15 protein-coding genes are annotated in these 19,996 nt (G+C 70.8%); 9 read left to right on the top strand and 6 right to left on the bottom strand.

The window, feature by feature from the left end; translation table 11 throughout:
* Nucleotides 1-103: 103 nt before the first annotated feature.
* The 5 genes from E2C06_RS09880 (at nucleotide 104) to E2C06_RS09900 (ending at nucleotide 10,131) form a co-directional block, all read left to right on the top strand.
* Complete coding sequence (locus E2C06_RS09880; protein WP_206664499.1) at nucleotides 104-1,309, top strand: MFS transporter; 1,206 nt, start codon at nucleotides 104-106, stop codon at nucleotides 1,307-1,309.
* Between the two features lie 154 nt (nucleotides 1,310-1,463).
* On the top strand, nucleotides 1,464-2,654 hold the full coding sequence (locus E2C06_RS09885; RefSeq protein ID WP_133288437.1) for a 3-hydroxybenzoate 6-monooxygenase: 1,191 nt from the start codon (nucleotides 1,464-1,466) through the stop codon (nucleotides 2,652-2,654).
* A gap of 225 nt (nucleotides 2,655-2,879) precedes the next feature.
* Entirely contained in the window at nucleotides 2,880-7,523 is a 4,644-nt protein-coding gene (gltB, locus tag E2C06_RS09890; protein ID WP_133288438.1) for a glutamate synthase large subunit, read from the top strand.
* Between the two features lie 10 nt (nucleotides 7,524-7,533).
* Nucleotides 7,534-8,982, top strand: coding sequence for a glutamate synthase subunit beta (locus tag E2C06_RS09895; RefSeq protein ID WP_133288439.1), 1,449 nt, complete (start codon nucleotides 7,534-7,536; stop codon nucleotides 8,980-8,982).
* Nucleotides 8,983-9,048: 66 nt separating this feature from the next.
* The gene (locus E2C06_RS09900) at nucleotides 9,049-10,131 is read left to right on the top strand and encodes a zinc-binding dehydrogenase (protein WP_133288440.1); all 1,083 of its coding nucleotides are present in this window, start codon (nucleotides 9,049-9,051) and stop codon (nucleotides 10,129-10,131) included.
* 4 nt (nucleotides 10,132-10,135) lie between these two features.
* Here E2C06_RS09900 and E2C06_RS09905 read toward each other — a convergent pair whose 3' ends face one another.
* Nucleotides 10,136-11,101 carry a Bug family tripartite tricarboxylate transporter substrate binding protein gene (locus E2C06_RS09905; RefSeq protein ID WP_133288441.1) on the bottom strand — a complete coding sequence of 322 codons (966 nt, stop codon included), beginning with the start codon at nucleotides 11,099-11,101 and terminating at the stop codon, nucleotides 10,136-10,138.
* A 65-nt stretch (nucleotides 11,102-11,166) separates the two neighbouring features.
* Complete coding sequence (locus tag E2C06_RS09910) at nucleotides 11,167-12,168, bottom strand: MBL fold metallo-hydrolase (protein WP_133288442.1); 1,002 nt, start codon at nucleotides 12,166-12,168, stop codon at nucleotides 11,167-11,169.
* Between the two features lie 154 nt (nucleotides 12,169-12,322).
* Here E2C06_RS09910 and E2C06_RS09915 point away from each other — a divergent pair, with 154 nt between their 5' ends.
* Complete coding sequence (locus tag E2C06_RS09915; RefSeq protein ID WP_133288443.1) at nucleotides 12,323-14,083, top strand: ATP-binding protein; 1,761 nt, start codon at nucleotides 12,323-12,325, stop codon at nucleotides 14,081-14,083.
* Nucleotides 14,084-14,222: 139 nt separating this feature from the next.
* Here E2C06_RS09915 and glgX read toward each other — a convergent pair whose 3' ends face one another.
* Entirely contained in the window at nucleotides 14,223-16,427 is a 2,205-nt protein-coding gene (glgX, locus tag E2C06_RS09920) for a glycogen debranching protein GlgX (protein WP_241671203.1), read from the bottom strand.
* Nucleotides 16,428-16,603: 176 nt separating this feature from the next.
* On the opposite strand from glgX, the gene E2C06_RS09925 reads away from it, so the two are divergent.
* Both E2C06_RS09925 and E2C06_RS09930 read left to right on the top strand, forming a co-directional pair.
* Entirely contained in the window at nucleotides 16,604-16,819 is a 216-nt protein-coding gene (locus E2C06_RS09925) for a dodecin (RefSeq protein WP_133288445.1), read from the top strand.
* Between the two features lie 2 nt (nucleotides 16,820-16,821).
* Nucleotides 16,822-17,121: a hypothetical protein gene (locus tag E2C06_RS09930; RefSeq protein WP_133288446.1), complete on the top strand. Its 300-nt coding sequence runs from the start codon at nucleotides 16,822-16,824 to the stop codon at nucleotides 17,119-17,121.
* Nucleotides 17,122-17,133: 12 nt separating this feature from the next.
* Here E2C06_RS09930 and pcaG read toward each other — a convergent pair whose 3' ends face one another.
* Entirely contained in the window at nucleotides 17,134-17,736 is a 603-nt protein-coding gene (gene pcaG / locus E2C06_RS09935; RefSeq protein WP_133288447.1) for a protocatechuate 3,4-dioxygenase subunit alpha, read from the bottom strand.
* Complete coding sequence (locus E2C06_RS09940; RefSeq protein WP_133288448.1) at nucleotides 17,733-18,449, bottom strand: dioxygenase family protein; 717 nt, start codon at nucleotides 18,447-18,449, stop codon at nucleotides 17,733-17,735. The genes pcaG and E2C06_RS09940 overlap by 4 nt, the downstream gene beginning before the upstream one ends.
* Nucleotides 18,450-18,634: 185 nt before the next feature.
* On the opposite strand from E2C06_RS09940, the gene E2C06_RS09945 reads away from it, so the two are divergent.
* Entirely contained in the window at nucleotides 18,635-19,405 is a 771-nt protein-coding gene (locus tag E2C06_RS09945) for an alpha/beta fold hydrolase (RefSeq protein WP_133288449.1), read from the top strand.
* On the opposite strand, the gene E2C06_RS09950 is transcribed toward E2C06_RS09945, so the two are convergent.
* The gene (locus tag E2C06_RS09950) at nucleotides 19,402-19,911 is read right to left on the bottom strand and encodes a hypothetical protein (RefSeq protein ID WP_133288450.1); all 510 of its coding nucleotides are present in this window, start codon (nucleotides 19,909-19,911) and stop codon (nucleotides 19,402-19,404) included. The genes E2C06_RS09945 and E2C06_RS09950 overlap by 4 nt on opposite strands.
* Nucleotides 19,912-19,996: the final 85 nt, after the last annotated feature.

Here is a 19,996-nt window from a genome sequence, read left to right on the forward strand (position 1 = left end):
GGAGCGGAGCCGGGAAAGATGCATCCGCGCCGCCACCGCTCAGGCTTGCGTGACCCCGGATGCAGCAGGGAAACCGGACCGCGGGCGCCGGCTATTCTCCCGGATGAACGAAACGCGCCCGATCGGCCTTGCTGCGGCGGCAAGGGCGGAAGGTCCGGCGGTGCTGCCGCGATACCTGCTGCTCTTTGTCCTGCTCTTCCTCGGCTGGGGCGTGCTGAGCCCCTTCCTGCCGGCGGTGCTCGCCCTGCAAGGCGCCTCGGCCTCCGAGGTCGGGCTGCTGCTCGGCATGGGCACCGCGCTGCGGCTATTCGCCATGCCGGTCGCGGGGGCCGTCGCCGACCGCACCGGCGCGCCGCGCCAAGTGCTGGCCCTGGCACTGCTCGGCGCGGCGGTCTCCGTCCTCTGCTACGGGATGGTCGGCGGCGGCGCGATGCTGCTGCTGGTCGGCGTGGCCCATGCCCTGGCGACCGCCCCGGTCGGGCCGCTGCCCGATGCGCTGGCGGTGCGCGCGGCCGCCGGGCCGCGGAGGCTCGACTACGGTGTGGTGCGGGGCGCCGGGGCCGCGGCCTTCATCGCCGCCAGCACCGCGGCCGGGCTCGCGGTGGCGGCCGCGGGCTCGCCGAGGATCGTGCTATGGCTGAATGCCGGGCTTTTCGTCCTGGCCGCCGGGGCGGCGCTGCGGCTGCCACGGCCTGCAATAACGCCGGTTCCGTCGCCGCGCACGGCGTCCGGGGCTGGCTCGGTGCGGGCGCTGCTGCGCCTGGCGGAGTTCCGCCGCCTCGTGCTGGTCTCCGGCCTGATCCAGGGCAGCCATGCCTTTTATGCCGGCTTCGCAGTGCTGGGCTGGCAGGCGGCAGGGATTGGGCCGGGCAGCATCGGCCTGCTCTGGTCGCTCTCGGTCGCGGCGGAAGTGCTGGTCTTCCTCCTGCTCGGCCGCCGGCTGCTCGGTCGGCTCGGGGTGGGCGGCACCTGCGCGCTGGCCGCGGCGGCCGGGCTGCTGCGCTGGTCGGCCATGGCGCTAGACGCCCCGGTGGCGCTGCTGGTGCCGATGCAGCTGCTGCACGGGCTGACCTTCGCGGCGCAGCACATGGCAGCGATGGCGGTGCTGGCGCGGCTGGCGCCGGACCGGCTGGGCGGCACGGCGCAGGCGCTGCTGGCTTCGCTCGGGACCGGCCTTTTCACCGCGGTGCTGCTGCTGGCCTCGGGCGCGCTGTACGAGCGGATCGGCCTCGGCGGCTTCTGGGCCATGGCGGCGCTGTGTGCGCTGGCGGTGCCGCTGGCGCGCGGCCTGCCGGGCCGCGAGGGATGACCCCGGTGCGGAGCATCCTTCGGGGCGACGACGGATTGCCATCGCGGCCAGGCGCAGGTCCACGCCGCCTGGCGCTCACGCCGTCCCGCGATCCGCGCTAGCGTCGCGGCGCGCGATGCCGGGGCCCCTCCCCGCCCGCGGGGAGGAGATGCAGATGCCGCAGGCCGCACCCATGCTGATCGTCGGCGGCGGCATCGGTGGACTGGCCGCGGCGCTCGGCCTTGCCCGCCGCGGCATCCGTTGCAGCGTGCTGGAGAAATCCCCTGCGCTCGGCGAGATCGGCGCCGGGATCCAGCTCGGCCCCAATGCCTTCCATGCCTTCGACCATCTCGGCGTCGGCGACACCGCCCGCGCCATGGCGGTCTATATCGATCGGCTCCGGCTGATGGATGCCGTGGCCGGGGAGGAGATCACCCATATCGATCTTGGCGAAGCCTTCCGCCGTCGCTTCGGCAACCCCTACGCGGTGATCCATCGCGGCGACCTGCACGGTGTCTTCCTCACGGCCTGCCGCGAGAGCCCGCTGATCGCGCTGCGCACCGGCAGCGAGGTGGTGGACTACGCGCAGGACGGCAAAGGCGTCACCGCGCTGCTGGCGAATGGCGAGCGCCTGGCGGGCTCGGTCCTTATCGGCGCCGACGGGCTTTGGTCGAAGATCCGCAGGCGCGTCGTCGGCGACGGTGCGCCGCGCGTCTCCGGCCATACCACCTATCGCTCGGTCATTCCGACCGAGCGGATGCCGGAGGCGCTGCGCTGGAACGCCGCGACGCTCTGGGCCGGGCCGAAATGCCACATCGTCCACTACCCCTTGCAGGGCTGGAAGCTGTTCAATCTGGTCGTCACCTACCACAACGACGCGCCCGCGCTGGTAGGCGGCCAGCCCGTGCCCTTTGAAGAGGTGATGCGGGGCTTCGAGCACATCCATCCGCGCGTGCAGGCGATCATCCGCCACGGCAGAGAATGGCGGAAATGGGTGCTCTGCGACCGCGACCCGGTGGAGCACTGGGTCGATGGCCGCGTCGCGCTGCTCGGCGATGCGGCGCATCCCATGCTGCAATACATGGCGCAGGGCGCCTGCATGGCGATGGAGGACGCGGTCTGCCTGTCGCACATGCTGGCCACGCATCCGGGCCGCATCGAGCCGGCGCTCGAAGCCTACCGGGCGCGGCGGGTCCTCCGCACCACCCGGGTGCAACTGATGTCGCGTGCCATGGGCGAGCACGTCTACCATCCCGCCGGCGCGCATGCGCTGCTGCGCAACGCCATCATGTCAGCCAAGGACTCCAGGCAGTGGTACGAGACGCTGGCCTGGCTCTACGGTGGCACCGGGCTCGACCCGGCGTAACCGGAAGAAGGCGGGCGATCCGCCCACTGGGCGGACACCACCAGGGAGACTCAACCAGACGGGGTAAGCTTGGCCGCGAAAGGGGGGCTATGGCGCAGCCCGGGCATTTGGTATGGGCGGGCAGCGGCATTCCCGATAGTGTTATCGACCGCCGCAAACTGACGATCCACGCCGGTCCGCCTGCCTCCACGCGCCTGATCGCGCCATTGCCCGAAGAGTAGCCGTATGGGAACGCCCGAGAAGCAAGGCCTGTATGATCCGCGGAACGAGCACGACGCTTGCGGCGTCGGCTTCATCGCGGACATCAAGGGCCGGCAATCGCACGACATCATTGCCCAAGGGTTGCAGATACTGCTGAACCTCGACCATCGCGGCGCGGTCGGAGCGGACCCGCTGATGGGCGACGGCGCCGGCTGCCTGATCCAGATGCCGGATCGCCTGCTGCGTCACTGGGCCGAGGCGAAGGGGCTGACCCTGCCGGCGCGAGGCCGCTACGCGGTGGGGATGTGCTTCCTGCCGCAGGACGATAAGGCGCGCGAGTTCGCCACCGCCAGCCTGGAACGCTACATCGCCGCCGAGGGCCAGACCCTGATCGGCTGGCGCGACGTGCCGGTCGACACGAGCGGCCTCGGCGCCGCGGTGATCGAGGCGATGCCGGTGATCCGCCAGGCGATCCTCGGCGCCAGCACGTCAATCCCGGACCAGGACGCTTTTGAGCGCAAGATCCTCACCATCCGCAAGCAGACGCTGAACAAGTTCCGCGCCCTGGCGGATGCGGCCGGCCTGCCGCTCGGCACCGATCTCTACATGCCGTCGTTCTCCACCCGCACGGTGGTCTACAAGGGGCTGCTGCTGGCCGGACAGGTCGGCAGCTTCTACGTCGACCTGCGCGATCCCCTGTGCGAATCCGCGCTGGCGCTGGTGCACCAGCGCTTCTCGACCAACACCTTCCCGTCCTGGAAGCTGGCGCATCCCTACCGCTTCCTCGCCCATAACGGCGAGATCAACACCGTCCGCGGCAACGTCAACTGGATGTACGCGCGGCGCGGCGGCATGTCCTCCCCGCTGCTCGGCCCCGACCTCGACAAGATGTGGCCGCTGATCCCGCATGGGCAGTCGGACACCGCCTGCCTCGACAATGCGCTCGAGGTGCTGCTGGCCGGCGGCTATTCGCTGGCGCATGCGATGATGATGCTGATCCCGGAGGCCTGGGCCGGCAATCCGCAGATGGATCCCGAGCGCCGCGCCTTCTACGAATACAACGCCGCGCTGATGGAGCCCTGGGACGGGCCGGCGGCGATCGCCTTCACCGATGGGCGGCAGATCGGCGCGACGCTCGACCGCAACGGGCTGCGCCCGGCGCGCTACCTCGTCACCGACGACGACCGGGTGATCCTGGCCTCCGAAGCCGGCGTGCTGCCGGTGCCGGAGAAGCGCATCCGCCACAAGTGGCGGCTGCAGCCGGGCCGCATGCTGCTGCTCGACCTCGAGGCCGGGCGCATCATCGACGATGCCGAGATCAAGCAGCGCCTGGCCGCCGAGCACCCCTATGCCGACTGGCTGAAGGCGACGCAGTTCAAGCTGGAGGAGCTGCCCGAGGCGCCGGCCGCGGTGGTGCCCGACCGGCCCAATGATCCCGCCGCGCTGCTGCGCGACCAGCAGGCCTTCGGCTACACGCAGGAGGACCTGGCCTTCTTCCTCGAGCCAATGGCGGCGCAGGGCGACGACCCGATCGGCTCGATGGGCACCGACACGCCGCTGGCGGTGCTGAGCCGCCGGCCGAAGCTGCTCTACAACTACTTCAAGCAGAACTTCGCCCAGGTCACCAACCCGCCGATCGACCCGATCCGCGAGGAACTGGTGATGTCGCTGGTCTCGATGATCGGGCCGCGGCCGAACCTGCTGGGCCACCACGCCGGCTCGCATTACCGGCTGGAAGTGGCGCAGCCGGTGCTGACCAATGCGGATCTCGCCAAGATCCGCGGCATCGCCAAGCTGGCCGGCGACGCCTTCCGCACCGCGACGCTGGATGCCACCTGGGCCGCGGCTGCCGGTGCGGATGGCCTCGCCCCGGCGGTGGAGCGGCTGTGCAACGCGGCCACCAATGCCGTGCTGGAAGGCCACAACATCCTGGTGATCTCGGACCGCGCGGTCGCCGCCGCGCGCATCCCGATCCCGGCGCCGCTGGCCACCGCGGCGGTGCACCACCACCTGATCCGCCAGGGGCTGCGAACCCAGACCGGGCTGGTGGTGGAAACCGGCGAGGCGCGCCAGGTGCACCATTTCTGCGTCCTCGCCGGCTATGGCGCGGAAGCGGTGAACCCCTACCTCGCCTTCGAGACGCTGGAGGAGCTCCGCCAGCGAAGCAGGCTGCCGCTGAAGCCCTATGAGGTGCAGAAGAATTTCCTGAAGGCGATCGGCAAGGGGGTGATGAAGGTGATGTCCAAGATGGGCATCTCCACCTACCAGTCTTATTGCGGGGCGCAGATCTTCGACGCCGTCGGGCTTTCCACCGAATTCGTCGAGAAGTACTTCACCGGCACGCAAAGCGTCATCGAGGGCGCCGGCATTGCCGAGATCGCCGCGGAAGCCGTGCAGCGCCACCGCAACGCCTTCGGCGACGACCCTGTCTACCGCGAGTTGCTGGATGTCGGCGGCGACTACGCCTTCCGCCTGCGCGGCGAGGACCATGCCTGGACGCCGGACAGCGTCACCCGCCTGCAGCATGCGGTGCGCGGCAATTCGCAGGACGAGTACCGCGCCTATGCCGCCGGCATCAACGACCAGAGCCGCCGGCTGCTGACCCTGCGCGGGCTGATGGAGTTCAAGCCGGCCGAGGCGCCGGTGCCGCTGGCGGAGGTGGAGCCGGCGGCGTCCATCGTCCGCCGCTTCGCCACGGGTGCGATGAGCTTCGGCTCGATCAGCCGCGAGGCGCATACCACGCTGGCGATCGCGATGAACCGCATCGGCGGCCGTTCCAATACCGGCGAGGGCGGCGAGGAGCCCGACCGCTTCGCGCCGCTGCCGAACGGCGATTCCATGCGCTCGGCGATCAAGCAGGTGGCCTCCGGCCGCTTCGGCGTGACCACCGAATACCTGGTCAATGCCGACGACATCCAGATCAAGATGGCGCAGGGCGCGAAGCCCGGCGAGGGCGGCCAGCTGCCCGGCCACAAGGTCGACAAGAACATCGCCAAGGTCCGGCACTCGACGCCGGGCGTCGGCCTGATCAGCCCGCCGCCGCACCACGACATCTACTCGATCGAGGACCTGGCGCAGCTCATCCACGACCTGAAGAACGTGAATGACCGCGCCCGCATCTCGGTCAAGCTGGTCTCCGAGATCGGCGTCGGCACGGTGGCGGCCGGCGTGTCCAAGGCGCGGGCCGACCACGTGACGATCTCGGGCTACGAGGGCGGTACGGGCGCGAGCCCGCTGACCTCCCTCACCCATGCCGGCTCGCCGTGGGAGATCGGGCTGGCGGAGACGCAGCAGACGCTGGTGCTGAACGGGCTGCGCGGCCGCATCGCGGTGCAGGTCGATGGCGGGCTGCGCACCGGACGCGACGTCGTCATCGGCGCGCTGCTCGGCGCCGACGAGTTCGGCTTCGCCACCGCGCCGCTGATCGCCGCGGGCTGCGTGATGATGCGGAAGTGCCACCTCAACACCTGTCCCGTCGGCGTGGCGACGCAGGACCCGGTGCTGCGCGCCCGCTTCACCGGCCTACCGGAGCACGTGATCAACTTCTTCTTCTTCGTCGCTGAGGAGATGCGCGAGATCATGGCGCAGCTCGGCTTCCGCACGGTCGAGGAGATGGTCGGCCGGGTCGACCGGCTCGACATGCGGGCGGCGCTCGACCACTGGAAGGCCAAGGGCGTCGACCTCACTCGCATCCTCTACCAGCCGCCGGCGCGTGACGGCGTGGCAATCCGCCATGCCGAGACGCAGGACCATGGGCTGGACAAGGCCATGGACCGCGGGCTGATCGCCGAGGCGATGCCGGCGCTTGAGGGCGGCATGCCGGTGCGCATCACCCGGGAGATCGGCAACCTGCACCGCACCGTCGGTGCCATGCTGTCCGGCGAGGTGGCGCGGCGCTTCGGCAATGCCGGGCTGCCGGACGACACCATCCGCATTGCCTTCACCGGCCATGCCGGGCAGTCCTTCGGCGCCTTCCTCGCCCGCGGCGTGACGCTGGAGCTGACCGGCGACGCCAACGACTATGTCGGCAAGGGGCTGTCGGGCGGCCGCATCGCGGTGAAGCCGCCGGCAAGCCTGGCGCGCGACCCGGCCACCGACATCATCGTTGGCAACACGGTGCTGTACGGCGCGATCTCCGGCGAGGCCTATTTCGAGGGCGTCGCGGGCGAGCGCTTCGCGGTGCGCAACTCGGGCGCTGTCGCCGTCGTCGAAGGCTGCGGCGACCATGGCTGCGAATACATGACCGGCGGCGTGGTGGTGGTACTCGGCGAGACCGGCCGCAACTTCGCCGCCGGCATGTCGGGCGGCATCGCCTATGTCTACGACGAGGACGGGGCTTTCCGCGACCGCTGCAACTTGTCGATGGTGGCGCTGGATAACATCGCCCCGGTCGATTCCGCCGCCGGGGATGCGCCGGGCCGGCCGCGCCAGCGCTCGGTCTCGGCCGAGGACAGCGGCATGGGCGACATGCTGCGCTTCGATGCCGAACGTCTGCGCATCCTGGTGGAACGCCACCTGTTGCTGACCGGCAGCGCGCGTGCCCGTGCGGTGCTGGAGGATTGGGACACCGCCCTGGCGCGGTTCGTGAAGGTGATGCCGGCCGACTACCGCCGCGCGCTGATCGACCTGCAGGCGGAGACCGCGGCCCCGGCCGCGGCGGCCGAGTAAGGACACGACCATGGGTAAGCCGACAGGGTTCCTCGAGATCGACCGGCGCGACCGGGGCTACGAGACACCGGAATCACGCGTGAAAACTTGGCGCGAATACGTGCAGCCGCTGCCACAGGCCGAGCTCGGCCGGCAGGCGGCGCGCTGCATGAATTGCGGCATCCCGTACTGCCACAACGGCTGTCCCGTGAACAACATGATCCCGGACTGGAACGACCTGGTCTATCGGGAACAGTGGCAGACGGCGCTCTCGACGCTGCATTCCACCAACAACTTCCCCGAATTCACCGGCCGCATCTGCCCCGCCCCCTGCGAGGCGAGTTGCACGCTGAATATCCAGGACAGCCCGGTCACCATCAAGTCGATCGAATGCGCCATCGTCGATCGCGGCTGGCAGGAAGGCTGGATCCAGCCGCAAGTGCCGGCGCGGCGCAGCGGCAGGCGCGTCGCCGTCGTCGGCTCCGGCCCCGCGGGCATGGCGGCGGCGCAGCAGCTGGCCCGCATCGGACATGCGGTGACCCTGTTCGAGAAGAGCGACCGCATCGGCGGGCTGCTGCGCTACGGCATTCCCGACTTCAAGATGGAGAAGCACCTGATCGACCGCCGGGTCGAGCAGATGGCGGCCGAGGGCGTCGAATTCCGCACCGGCGTCGAGATCGGCGCGGCGCTGCCGGTCGAGGCGCTGCTGGCCGAATACGATGCGGTGGTGCTCTCGGGCGGCGCCGAATGGCCGCGCGACCTCGAGGTCGAGGGCCGCGCGCTGGACGGCATCCACTATGCCATGGACTACCTGGTGCAGCAGAACCGGCGCGTCCATGGCGCGCCCGAGCACCAGGCGGCGCCGCGCGGCACGATCAGCGCGCGCGGCAAGCATGTGGTCGTCATCGGCGGCGGCGACACCGGCGCCGACTGCATCGGCACGGCGGCGCGGCAGGGCGCGGCCTCGATCACCCAGATCGAGATCATGCCGAAGCCGCCGGAGCGGGAGGACAAGGCGCTGTCCTGGCCGAACTGGCCGAACAAGCTGCGCACCGCGCCGGCGCATCTGGAAGGCTGCGCCCGCGACTGGGCGGTGCTGACCAGGCGTGCGGTGGGCGAGGCCGGGCGCGTCACCGCGCTCGACTGCGTCCGGGTGGAGTGGGTGCGCGACGGCGGCCGCATGCAGATGCGGGAGGTCGCGGGCAGCGAGCTCACCCTGAAGGCCGACCTCGTCCTGCTCGCCATGGGCTTCCTCGGCCCGCAGCGCGCCGGGCTGCTGGAAAGCGCCGCGGTGGCGCTCGACGGCCGCGGCAACGTGCAGGCGGACACCGAAGGCTATGCCACTTCCGTCCCGCGCGTCTTCGCCGCCGGCGACATGCGGCGCGGCCAGTCCCTGGTGGTCTGGGCGATCCGCGAGGGCCGGCAATGCGCCCGCGCGGTGGACGCGTTCCTGATGGGCGCGAGCACGCTGCCGCGCTGAGCGGCGGGCGCGGTTCCGGCCGCGCCCATCCTGGCCTACCCTCCGGTGAAACCGGAGGAAACCACCATGCGCGCCGCCATCTTCCGCCAGGGCGACTTCGTCGTCGATACGATTCCCGACCCGGTCCTCGCCGAGGGCCAGGTGCTGGTCCGCACCCGGGCCTGCGGCATCTGCGGCTCCGACCTGCACGCGGCGAAATACACCGATGCCTTCGTCGACGTGGCGAAGCGGTCCGGCGGCCGCTTCGCCATGGTGAAGGACCGCGACATCGTCTTCGGCCATGAATTCGTCGGCGAGGTCGTGGCGAACGGCCCGGGCACCGAGGGGCGCTTCGCGCCCGGCACGCTCGTCACCTCCATGCCGCTGACCATCGCCGGCCGGCGGGTCGAAGGCGTCGGCTACAACCCGGACGTGCCCGGCGCCTTCGCCGAATACCTGCCCCTGGCCGAGCGCATGCTGCTGCCGCTGCCCGCCGGCATGGACCCCGACCATGCCGCGCTGGTCGAGCCGATCGCGGTCGGCGTGCATGCGGTGGCCTTCGCCCGCACCACGCCGGAGGACGTGGCGCTGGTGATCGGCTGCGGCCCGATCGGGCTGGCGGTGATCGCCGCGCTGAAGCTGCAGGGAATCGGCCCGGTGATCGCCACGGATTTCTCGCCGGCGCGGCGGGCGCTGGCGCAGCGCATGGGCGCCGACATCGTGGTCGATCCGGCCGCCGCCTCGCCCTATGCGGCGCTGGAGGCGGCGATCACCCCGGCCGGCTTCGATGCCGGCCGCTATGCGCAGCTGCTCGGCCTGTCGCCGAAGCGGCGGCCGGCGGTCATCTTCGAATGCGTCGGCATGCCGGGCGTCATGGCGCAGGTCTTCGAGCAGGCCCCCGCCGGCGCGCGCATCGTCATCGTCGGCGTCTGCATGGAACCCGATCGCTTCGAGCCCTTCTTCGGCATCGTCAAGCAGCTCAACGTGCAATTCGTGCTGGGCTACACGGCGGAGGAATTCGCCTCGACCCTCGGCCATATCGGCGCCGGGCGGATCGACGTGGCGCCCCTCATCACCGGCCGGGTCGGACTCGACGGCGTGCGCCAAGCCTTTCTCGACCTAGCGAGCCCGGAGCGGCACGCCAAGGTGCTGGTCGAGCCCTGGCGGTAGCGGATCAATCGACCTTGAAGCCGCTCTTCTCCACCACCGGCCGCCAGCGCTCGATATCCTCGACGAGAATCCTGCCGAGCTCGGCCGGCGTCGAGACCTCCGGCTCCAGCCCGATCGCCAGGAGCTGCGCCTTCACCTCCGGCTCCATGGTTGCCGCCGCCAGCTCGTCGCGCAGTGCAGCGACGACCGGCGCCGGCGTGCCGGCCGGGGCATAGAAGCCGAAGCTCGCCTGGTCGGGATGGCCGAGCTCGGCGATGGTCGGGATCTCAGGCGTCGTCACGCCCCGCTTCGGGCCGGAGGTGATGACGATGCGCAGGTTGCCGTCCTTGTGGTGGGTCAGGAAGTCGGAGACGCCACCGCAGCCCGCCTTGATATGCCCCGCAGCCAGGTCGGCGATCACGGGTGCGGCGCCGCGATAGCCCACCGGCTCGAGTTCCACCCCGAAAGCGCCGCCGAGTTGCAGACCGAAGAAATGCGTGGATGATCCCAGCGCCGTGCTGCCGAAGCTGCCGCGTTTCGGATCCTGCTTCACCCAGGCGACATAGTCGCGAAAGCTGGTGAAGGGCAGGCTCGGTGCCAGCACGTAGCAGGTCTGCACCGTGCCGGTCATGGTCACCGGGGCGAAGTCGCTGCGCGGGTCGAAGGGCAGCTTGCGGAAGGTCAAGACCGGCTGCACGGTCGAGGCGCTGGGCGCGAAGAGCAGCGTGGTGCCGTCCGGCACCGCGTATTTCAGCGCCTCGCAAGCCACCGTGCCGCTGGCGCCGGCGCGGTTCTCGATCACAATGTTCCGCAGCTTGCCGCGCTTGCGCAGCGTCTCGGCGATCGCCCGGCCCATGACGTCGGTACCGCCGCCGGGCGGGAAGCCGACCAGGATGCGGACCGTGCCCTGCGGCAGGGCGGCTTCCGCAAGGGAGGGCGCGGCGAGCAGCGCGCCCGAGGCGCGCAGCAGGGCGCGGCGTGGCAGGTGCATATATCCCCTCCCCGATCTTGGTGCTTCCTGGACCCGGTCAGGCTGCTGCGCCCGGCGTCGCCCTGTCAATGCGCCGGCGGGCACCCGGCCGCGGCGAGGACCTCGGCCAGCAGCCGGACTTCGGCATCCTCGTAGCGCGGGGAGAAGTGGAAGGGCTCGACGTGCCGCGCCCCGGCAGCGCGGGCGATTTCCCCGGCCGCCCGCGTGGTCAGGTGCCGGCGGTCGAGCGCATGCGCCGCATCCGCGGCGGCGAAGGGCGCCTCGATGAAGAGAATGTCGGCATTCCGTGCCAGGGCGATGGCGGCGGCGCGGTTCGCCGGTGTATCGGCCAGGTCGGTAAGGTAGGCAAGCCGCTCGCCCGGCGTGACTTCGATGAGGTCCCGCAGCGCTCCGAGCGTCTGCGGCGGCGCGCCCTCCGCCAGCGGGATCCACGTCTCGTCCGGCGCGCCGGCCAGCACCGCGGCCTTCAGCGTCGCCAACCAAGGTCCTGTCGGCAGCCCGCGGGCCTCGAGCCGGGTGCGCCAGACATTCAGATGCGCCGCCTCCTCCACCGCGAAGCCGAGGCTGGGGGTGCCGTGGTCGAGCACCGCGGCGCGCAACCGCAGCGGCCCGAGCCGCAGCACCGTGCCATCCGCCGCCGCGGGCTGCGGCGGCAGCGGCACGGAGCGGAAACCCTCCGCCAGGCGGAAGCGGGTGCGCGCCCAGGCCGGGCCCGGGGCGACCTCCGTCACCTCGAACGCCAGTTCGGCCGGGATGCGGCCGACCAGGTTCCAGGTATAGGCCTGCAGCCGATGAAACAGCCGCTCGGCGAAACCCGCCGGGCCGACCACCTGCAGGCGCCGCTCCCGCCCGATCAGCAGGCGCAGCAGCCTGTCGAAGCCGGCCCAGTGGTCCATATGCGCGTGCGAGACGGCCACCAGCCCGACCCGCAGCAGCTGCCGCGACGAAAGCGAGGCGAGGTCGCCGCAATCGATCAGGATGGCCTCCGGCTGGTGCAGCGCCTCGATCCAGAGGCCGGGATCGCCGGTGCGCCCGTTCAGCAAGCGGGGATGCAGTGTCGCGCTCATCGGATGGGAGTGCCACGGCCAAGCCAGCGCGGTCGAGGCCGGTCCATCGCGCTCCCGCCGGACGAGATCGCGGCATCGCGGAGAACGCGACGGGCGATGGACCGTTGACCCAAGAACGAATGGCAGGACATGACGTTGCAGGAACACCCACGCCATGCCTGAGTCGCTATCGGGTAAGCGGGCCGCCGCCACCAAGACCCGGCCCGACCAGCGCCTCACCCTCGCTGCGCTGCGCCGGCGTGCCGCATCCCTCGAAGCTCGGAACGCGGCGCTTGCGGAGGAGGTCGCGGCGCGCGATGCCGCCCTCGCCAAGCTGGAGCGTCAACTGCGCGGGGAGGAGCGCCTGCGCCTGGCGCAGCACCATGCCGGCATCGGGCTCTGGGCCTGGGATATCGGCAGTGGCGAAATCAGCTGGTCGCCGGAGTATTTCGCCCTGCACGGGCTCGACCCCGGCCAGGTCGCGCCGAGCCGCGCCGCCTGGATCGAGGCGATGGCGCCGGAGGACCGGGCCGCGGCGGAAGCCGCGGTGGAGGCCTGCCTCAACCACTGCGATGCGGAATATCGGCTGGAATACCGGGTCCGCCGGCCCGCTCAGGGCGAGCGCTGGCTGGCCAGCCGCGGCCGGCTGGTCCGTGGCGCGGGCGGCGAGCCGCAACGGCTGATCGGCCTGACCTTCGACATCACCGACCGCAAGCGCGCCGAACTGGCGATCGCCGCGACCAACGCCACCCTGCGGCAGGAGGTGGAGGAGGAGGCGCGGGCGCGGGAGGCGGCGCAGGCGCGGCTGTTCCAGACGCTGAAGCTGGAAGCGCTTGGCCAGCTCACCGGGGGCGTCGCGCACGACTTCAACAACCTGCTTTCCGTCATCACCAACGGCGTGGCGTTGCTGAAGCGGGGAATCGAGCCAGCCCGGCGCGAGCGGCTGCTGGATGCCATGGAAAAGGCGGCGCATCGCGGTGCCGACCTCACGCGGCGGCTGCTCAGCTTCGCCCGTCGGCAAGCGCTGCGGCCGGAACCGCTCGACCTGCGCGCCTGGCTGGAGGAGATGCGGGAGCTGCTTGCGCGTGCCCTGCGCGGTGACATCGCCATCGAGGTCGAGGCCGCGCCGGATCTGTGGTGGGCGCGGGTGGACGCGGCGGAGCTGGAACTGGCGGTGCTCAACCTGGGCGTCAACGCGCGGGATGCCATGCCGCGGGGCGGCGTGCTGCGGCTGGTCGCCGGCAATGTCGAGCTGGATGCCCTTACCGACGCCGACCGGCTGGGCGGCGCCTTCACCCGCATCGCGGTCCACGACACCGGCACCGGCATGGCGCCGGAGGTGCTGGCGCGGGCCTTTGAGCCCTTCTTCTCGACCAAGGATGTCGGCCAGGGCACCGGGCTCGGCTTGGCGCAGGTCTATGGCTTCGCGCGGCAGAGCGGCGGCACGGCCCGGGTGGCCAGCCGGCCCGGCGAGGGCACGACGGTGACCCTTCTGCTGCCACGCGCGGCGCCAACCCTCCCGGCTGGCGTCGCCGCAGTGCCGCCGGCACCGCGAGCGGCAGAGGAGGGTGCCCCGCTGCACCTGCTGCTCGTCGAGGACGATGAGGCAGTAGCGGAACTGACGGCCGAGATGCTCCGGCATCTCGGTCATACGGTCACGCGCGTCGCCAGCGGGCCGGCGGCGATCCGCGCGCTGACGGAGGGTCTGGCGGTGGAGCTGGTGCTGACCGACGTGGTGATGACCGGCGGGCAGGACGGGCTGGAACTGGCGAAGCAGCTCGGGCGAAACCATCCCGGCCTGCCGATCCTGCTCTACAGCGGCTATGGCGGCGCCCCAGCCCGGGTCGCCGCCGCCGGGCTGCCGCTGCTGCGGAAGCCCTATTCGCTGGAGGAATTGCGCCGCGCCCTGGTCGCGGCGCGGCAAAGCGGCGGGTAAGGCAAAGCCAGGGAGAAGGTATTCTCCCCGAAACCCTGATCCATCTCGGCGGGTCTCGCAGCCGCCCCGCCGCAGCACCCGCCCCACAAGAAGGACGGGAGAGGCTTGGGGCGGGAATCTCTTTTCCGCCCCAACCTTTCTAGCCCTCGGCGCCCGGCAGCGGCGGTGGTGCCGTGCCGGCCAGCAGCGCCGCCCGCGCCGCAGCCAGGATCGCCCCGCCGCCCCTCTCCGGCCGCAGCACGAAGAGCAGCAGCGACCGCCCGGTGACCATGTAGGGGTGGCCAAACTCGAAGGGCTCCGGCTCGTCCAGCTCCGGCCGGTTGGTATCGACCAGCAGCAGCCAGCGCTGGCCAGCCGGCGGTTCCGGCAGGGCGAATTCCACCACGTCGTGATGCGCGTTCACCACCTGCAGCAGGGTGGCGTCGGAAGCCGGGCGACGGAGACCGGTGGCCCGCGCCCGGCCATCCAGCAGCAGGCCGAAGCAGCGGGTATTGGGGTCGCCCCAGTGGTCAGCATCCATCTCGGTGCCGTCCGGGGTCAGCCAGGTGGCGTCCTTCACCCCGGCGCCCTCGTCGTGCGCCCCGGTCAGGAATCGGGCGCGGCGCAGCACGGCGAAACCCTGGCGCAACGCGATCAGCTTGCGGGCAAACGCGGCGAGGCCCTGCCCGGCCTCGTCGATCCCGGACCAGTCCACCCAGTTGAGCTCATTGTCCTGGCAATAGGTGTTGTTGTTGCCTCGCTGTGTCCGGCCGAACTCGTCGCCGGCAAGCAGCATCGGCGTGCCCTGTGCCAGGAGCAGCGTCGCCAGCATGTTGCGCTTCTGCCGCTCGCGCAGCGCCAGGATCTCGGGGTCGTCGGTCGGGCCTTCGACGCCGCAGTTCCAGGACAGGTTGTGCGAGTGGCCGTCGCGGTTGTCCTCGCCATTCGCCGCGTTGTGCTTCTCGTCGTAGGAGACGAGGTCGTTCAGCGTGAAACCGTCATGCGCGGCGATGAAGTTGACGCTGGCCCAGGGTTTGCGCCCGCGGCGGTTGAACTTGTCGCCGGATGCCGTCAGGCGCGCGGCAAGTTCGGCCGCTTGGCCCTCGTCGCCCTTCCAGAAGGCACGCACGGTGTCGCGGAAACGGTCGTTCCACTCGGCCCAGCCCGGCGGGAAGCCGCCGACCTGGTAGCCGCCAGGGCCGATGTCCCAGGGCTCGGCGATCAGCTTGGCACGGGACAGCACTGGGTCCTGCCGGCAGGTGTCGAGGAAGCCGCCGCCCTCGTCGAAGCCATGCGTTTCGCGGCCTAGGATGGTCGCAAGGTCGAAGCGGAAGCCGTCGACCCGCATCTCGGTCGCCCAGTAGCGCAGGCTGTCCGTCACCAGTTGCAGCACGCGGGGATGCGAGAGGTTGAAGGTGTTTCCGGTGCCGGTGTCGTTGATGTAGTAGCGCGGCGTCTCCGGCAGCAGCCGGTAGTAGCTGGCATTGTCGATGCCCTTGAAGGACAGGGTCGGGCCCTTCTCGTTGCCCTCGGCGGTATGGTTGTAGACGACGTCGAGGATGACCTCGAGCCCGGCATCGTGCAGCCGCGCCACCATCTCCTTGAACTCGGAGAAGGCGAAGGCCTGGTTGCGGGCATAGCGCCGGGCCGGGGCGAAGAAGCTGAGCGTGTTGTAGCCCCAGTAGTTGGTCAGCCCCTTGTCCAGCAGCATGCTGTCGTTGACGAAGCTGTGGATCGGCAGAAGCTCCACCGAGGTGACGCCGAGCCCTCGCAAGTACGCGACCACCTCGGCCGAGGCCAGGCCGTCATAGGTGCCGCGCATCTCCTCCGGCAGGCCGGGATGCAGCTTGGTGAAGCCCTTCACATGGGTTTCGTAGAAGATCGTCCGCTCCCAGGGCACCGCGGGGCTGCGCTCACGGCCCCAGGTGAAAGCGGGGTCGATGACCCGGCAGCGCGGCATGCGGTCGCTGCTGTCGCGGGTGTCGAAGGTCAAGTCGTCGCCGGTCTCGAGCTTGTAGCCGAACAGCTCCGGCCCCCAGGTCAGGTCGCCGACGATGGCACGGGCATAGGGGTCGAGCAGCAACTTGTTGGGGTTGAAGCGGTGGCCTTGCTCCGGCGCGTAGGGGCCATGCACGCGGTAGGCGTAGATCGTGCCGGGGCGCGCTTCCGGCAGGTAGCCGTGCCAGACCTCGTCGGTATATTCGGGCAACTCGATCCGTTCCAGCTCCCGCTCCCCGGCATCGTCGAAGAGGCAGAGTTCGACCTTGGTCGCATTCGCCGAGAATAGCGCGAAATTCACCCCGAGCCCGTCCCAGTTGGCGCCCAGCGGAAATGGCGAGCCTTCCCGGATGCGTGATCGCCGCATCACCCGCGACTTCCCGATTTCGATACGCGCATCCATGGTCGAGGCCCCTCACGTCTTGCCGCGTGACAACAAAGCAGACTTGCTTTCGTTTCCGCGGTGCAGCGTAGAAGGGCGGGAAACCGCCGGGCCGGCCCGGCGCTTCAGGTGGATTGCCTGGAAATCCGGAGGATCCCGCGATGCCGGAGCACGTCTACAAGGTCGTCGAATTGGTTGGCTCATCGAAGCAGGGCATCGACGACGCCGTCCAGACCGCCATCACCCGCGCCGGCGCCACGTTGCGCCATCTGCGCTGGTTCGAGGTGACGCAGATCCGCGGCGCGGTCGGTGAGGATGGCAGGGTCGACCACATGCAGGTCACGCTGAAGGCCGGCTTCACGCTGGAGGATGCCTAGCCATGTATCTCGCCCGTTTTTCCTACGACGTGCTGCCGGTCAACCGCCAGCGGGCCATGGGCTTCATCCGGCGCGAGGTCGAGGCGGCGGTCGGTGCCGGGCTCAAGGCGCGAATGCTGGTGCCGCTGACCCGTGGCCAGGGCGGCGCCGCGCTGCAGTTCGAAGTCGAGCTGACCAGCCTCGACCAGCTTGAGCAATTGCGCCAGCGCGGCGGCGACACCGAGGCTCAGGACTGGATGCATGCCTTCAGCGAGGTGCTGACGGCACCACCAGGGGTCGAGATCCTGCGGGTGGATGGGTAGGAGCCGCAGCCCCTACTCCACGAAGAACGGCGTCTCCGCCTCCGGCGCCCCGCGCAGCAGCAGGTCGAAGCGGAATACCCGCATCCCTTCCGCCTCGCCATCCGCCACCGCGACCAGCCGTGCCCGCCGCTCCGGCGGGACCAGCGCCAGCACCGGGTCGGCGGTGTTCTCCGCGGCGAAATCCGCGAAATAGATCGTCGTCGCCAACTGCCGCATCAGGCCGGAGGCCATTACCCACAAATCGATATGCGGCGCGCGGCGCTGGTTCCCCTCGGCGAAGCCGCCGGGCATCAGGGTGCGGAATTCGTAAGCGCCGTCCGCATCCGTCCAGGCGCGGCCCCAGCCGAGGAAATCCGGGTCGGCCAGCGCTGCCTCCGGGTCGGCGGGATGCCGGAAGCGGCCCGCGGCATCGGCCTGCCAAGCTTCCAGGATCGCGTTGACGCAGGGCACCCCGCCCTCCCGCATCAGCCGCCCGCGCAGCAGGATGCGCTCGCCGCGCGCGGTCGGTGGCGCATCCGCGGTCATCCGCGCCAGATCGTTGTCGCCGATCCGGAAGAAGGTCTGCGGAAAGAAGGGCCCGATGGTATGGGCCGAGGTCGGCAGCGGCGCGGTCATGGCTGCACCGGCGTCGCGGCGCGGCCGCGCAGCACGATGTCGTGCCGGTAGCCGAGCCAGCCGAGGCCGACCTCGGCCGGCGGGATAGGCCGCGCCACCAGCCGCTCCCGCGCCGCGGCATCGGGCACCGACATCAAGATGCGGTCCAGCAGGTTCAGCGGATCGCCGGGGAAGTACATTTGCGTCACCAGCCGCGACAACGTGGCCGGGCCTAGCACCGAGAAATGCACGTGCGGCGGCCGCCACCAGGTATTCGGCGTCGGCACTGGATAGGCGCCGGGCTTGATGGTGAAGAAGCCGTAGCGGCCCTCCTCGTCCGTACGGATGCGGCCATTGCCGACGAAGTTCGGGTCGAGCGGCGCATCGCGGTCGTCGTTCGGGTGGAAATAGCGACCGGCGGCATTGGCCTGCCAGAGTTCGACCACCGCGCCGCGCACCGGACGGCCATCCTCGTCGAGGATGCGGCCGGCGATATGGATCAGCTGGCCGAGCGCCATGCGGCCGGGCCCGACCACCGCCAGGTTGTCATCGCCGCAGGGCAGCTTGCGCCAGAGCTCGGTTGGGCCGGTCACCTCGGTCCGCGTCGCCGGGCGGCGGATCGGCGCCAGGGCCGGGGTATGGGTGAAGGTATTGGCATAGCCCTCGATCGGCACCGCGGGCTCGATCCCGGGGGGCCAGGGCTCGAAGCGGTCTGGCGTTATGGCTCCGTCCATCGTCGGGTCCTCCCTCTGGCCGCAGCCTATAGCGGTTTGCGTCCGAAGGTGAACGCGGCACCGCCATAGGTCTCTGTTTTCAGAGCGGATTCAGGCACCGGGGCGTTCAGGCCTGCCCGCCATCTGCTCTAGCGCGCCGGAGCACCGCGCGTGATAGTCCCGACACGCGGAGCGGGAGAGGCATCATGGAGCAGCGGATCGTCGCGCGCGGGCCGGCGCGGATCGGCTACCTGGCGACCGGCCAGGGCCCGGCCGTGCTGTTACTAGCCTCGCTCGGCCGCGGCGCCGAGGATTTCGCCGAGGTCGCGCCGCTGGTGGCCGAAGCCGGGTTCCGCGTGCTCTGTCCCGATCCGCGCGGCATCGGCGCCTCCGGCGGGCCGATGGAAGGGCTGACCCTCTATGACTTGGCGGAAGACGGAGCGGCGGTGCTGGAAGCCGAGGCGACCGGCCCTGCCATCATCGCCGGCCATGCCTTCGGCAATTGGGTGGCGCGGGCGCTTTCAGCCGCCCGGCCAGCTCTGGTGCGCGGAGTGGTGCTGTTGGCGGCGTCGGTGACCACCAACCTCGACCCGGCGGTCCGCGCCTCGATCGACGGCAGCTTCGACCCGGCGCTGTCGGCGGCCGAGCGGCTTGCACATCTGCGACGCGGCTACTTCGCCCCAGGACATGATGCCGGAGTCTGGCTGTCCGGCTGGTATCCGCCGGTGGCCCGGATGCAGCGGGCGGCGACGGCAGCGACCGACCAGCGCTGGCGCCGTGTCGCGGAGCGGCACCCGACGCTTTATGTCGCCGCGGCGGCGGATACGATCGCCCCGCCGCCGAGCCTGGACCAGCTGCGAGAGGCGCTGGGCGAACAAGTCGCCCTCACTGTTATCGCCGATGCCGGGCATGCCCTGCTGCCGGAACAGCCGGCAGCGACGGCGGCGGCGCTGGTCGGTTTCGCCCGGTCAGCCTAGCCGGGCGGCGAGAGCGGCCCTTCCCCCGGCCCGGCCTGCATGCCCGGTACCTGGCGCGGCACGGCGCCCTCCGGCAGCGGGGTGAAAGGCTTGCCGGCCGCCATGTGCGGACGGGTACCGGCGGTGTCGCCGGGCGCCAGCGGCCGGTAGGCCGGGCCGGCATTCATCCCGGCCACCGCTCCGGCGACCGACCCCCAGGGCATCGGGGTCAGGGGCTTGCCCGCATCCATCCGGTCGGGATCGGCATAGGTATTCGGGTGCGTCTCCACGAGATTACCGTTGCGATCGAGCCAGGTGGGGATCGGCACAACCGCCCCGGCTTCGCGCGGCCGGGTCGCCGGCGGCGCCGCGTCCGGTACCGCGACGGGTGCCGGGGTGGAAGCCGGGGAGGTCTGGGTATTCTCGCCGCTCGGCGCCTGCGCGGCCGGCCCGCCGGCGTTCTGGGCCCAGGCGGGTGCAGCCAGCAGGGCCAGGCAACAGGCTATGGCGGCCTTCGGGGTTCGCATGGCGTCTCCTCGTCGCTTCGGTTCCGGCGAGGCCAGAACGGCGTGGGAAGAACCCGGATGGGCCGCACCGGTTTCCCCGGTGGCG

The sequence above is a fragment of the Dankookia rubra genome, assembly GCF_004355005.1.
In the GTDB taxonomy this organism is placed as follows: Bacteria; Pseudomonadota; Alphaproteobacteria; order Acetobacterales; family Acetobacteraceae; genus Paracraurococcus; species Paracraurococcus ruber_A.